The sequence below is a fragment of the Paenibacillus sp. N119s genome (genome assembly GCF_059447605.1).
Genome location: NZ_JCAJRU010000420.1, coordinates 1 through 1,859, shown reverse-complemented (window position 1 = coordinate 1,859; position 1,859 = coordinate 1). Strand labels below are relative to the sequence as shown.

Annotated in this window: 1 protein-coding gene, 1 pseudogene and 1 riboswitch; the gene and the pseudogene both read right to left on the bottom strand. The window is 52.9% G+C overall.

The window, feature by feature from the left end; genetic code table 11:
• A pseudogene (locus AC5V8P_RS25375) lies at window positions 1-253 on the bottom strand (amino acid permease); the annotation flags it as partial.
• Window positions 254-387: 134 nt separating this feature from the next.
• A riboswitch (Lysine riboswitch) is annotated at window positions 388-590 on the bottom strand.
• Window positions 591-710: 120 nt separating this feature from the next.
• A complete protein-coding gene (locus AC5V8P_RS25370) occupies window positions 711-1,844 on the bottom strand; it encodes a virulence factor (RefSeq protein ID WP_064797222.1) in 1,134 nt (377 codons plus the stop codon).
• Between the last annotated feature and the right edge of the window lie 15 nt (window positions 1,845-1,859).

Below are 1,859 nucleotides of genomic sequence, written 5' to 3'. Positions count from 1 at the left end.
CTGCATAAGTATTAAAAGAGCCGGATTCAGGCATAAACGTTGCCAGCTCACCCAGGCTGGTCATTAAGAAGTAGACCATGAGGCCAACGGCTGCATAAGCCAGCAGGGCACCACCGGGGCCAGCTTCGGCGACTGCGCCTCCACTGGCGAGGAACAGCCCTGTTCCGATCGAGCCGCCGAGGGCGATCATCGTCATATGACGGGCTTTGAGACTTTTTCGCAAGGTTGCATCAGATGTTGCTTTGTGTTGCACGTTCAAACACTCCTTCATGAAATTGTATTTCATGTCAGGGCAAGAGCCAGAAGGAGGGGGAGTATATAAATCAAAAGACCACAGGGAATACGCCTGCGGTCTTGTCTATGCATTCCGCACCATACCTTCTTCTATAACAAGATAGCTCAACACGCGTGTTTGTGTTAGGACATCGCGTGACAGTTCTGCTCCTTTCGGTTAGCAGCCCCAGCATACGGAGTATTTACAAAGAGTCGGCTCCGCATACTTCGGCGGGTGTACCTTTCTACTGGAATCTCAGACGGCTCTTGACGTCTCCTCCAGTGTACTGATTACATCCGCGACCTCTACCTCATCATAAAACAGGTTGATGAGGTGTATGACATGATATTATATTGTATAGTGAACTATAGTATATCGTACCTGTACACTTTCTGACAATCGACAAATTTTTGAAATCCATTTATTGAATCTTAAATCAGGAGTTACGCTTGGCCATTTGCTGCCACACCGTACCTGCGGCTTGTTCGCCTGATTCGATGCGCTCCAGCGCCATTTTAGCTTGCAAACTGACCTCAAATTCAGGGTCATCGACAGCCTTCTCCAGTGCATCACGCGCATCCTCGGTTCCAACCTCGTATAGAAAACGGGCTGCACGCCAGCGAACCAGCTTGCTGCTGTCGGATAAGGCTCCGATCATAGCGTTGGTAGCGGCGGGATCACCAATGTCTGACAACGTGTCGCCAGCGGTGCGGCGTACTGCCGCTGAAGGATCGCGCAGCGCCTCGAACAGCAATTCCATCGCCTCCGGTGTACGAATATCGCCCAGATAGACGACTCCCAGCCGCCGTAGCTGCATTTTGTCGTCATGCAGCGCTTGCCGGATCAGAGGCAAATGCTCAGGTGTCGGCTCCAGCCGATCCAGCGCAGCATAGCGTGTGCGCCAGTCCTCGTGTTGGAGGGCCTGCTTCAGCTCGGCATCGCTCCACTCGCGGCGTTCCTCCACAAATTCGCTGTTGTCCGCGCCGTGGGCAATCGCCTGCTGGATAATTTGTTCCAGCCGTTCCTGCGGAAAGGCTGCCTCTAATTCCTGCTCAACCTCACGGGCAATATCCGGCAGCTCACCGTAGCGGACGCCGTAATCACTCAGCTTGCGTTCCTTGATCAGAGTTGCACTTGCCACGCGGGTAACGGCTTGCACGAAACGGTCGGATAAGGAAATTCGTTCCTCCTGCTGTCCAGCCTTAACGCGAATTTGCATGGGAAGACCGCGGAAAAATTGGACAAAAACCTGTGCTTCGCCAAACGCTTCCCCCGAGCTTTCCTCTGGTAAATCCCAATTCGCGTCAGCACCTTCCTCGCCTAGCTGATCCCGCACCTGGCCCAGAATAGTAGACCAATCGGCATTTCCTTTACGATCAAGGGCTACAAAATCAGTCGTGTGAAACACGCTTTTGACCCCCTCAATCGCCAGCATACGCCGGATAAATGGGGGAGCGGAACGCTCATTGTCCCGTGTATATGTTCTGCGGATACCTGCTTCCAGTCGCTCATCCAGATGCAGCATCATGGTGTTTGGACTGGGAGTCGGCTCGATAGATGTTATCTTCATAGCTCGGTACAGCCT

Excerpts from the sequence above, each read along its gene's own strand:
- AC5V8P_RS25370 (WP_064797222.1), bottom strand. The coding sequence starts at position 1,844 with ATGAAGATAACATCTATCGAGCCGACTCCCAGTCCAAACACCATGATG.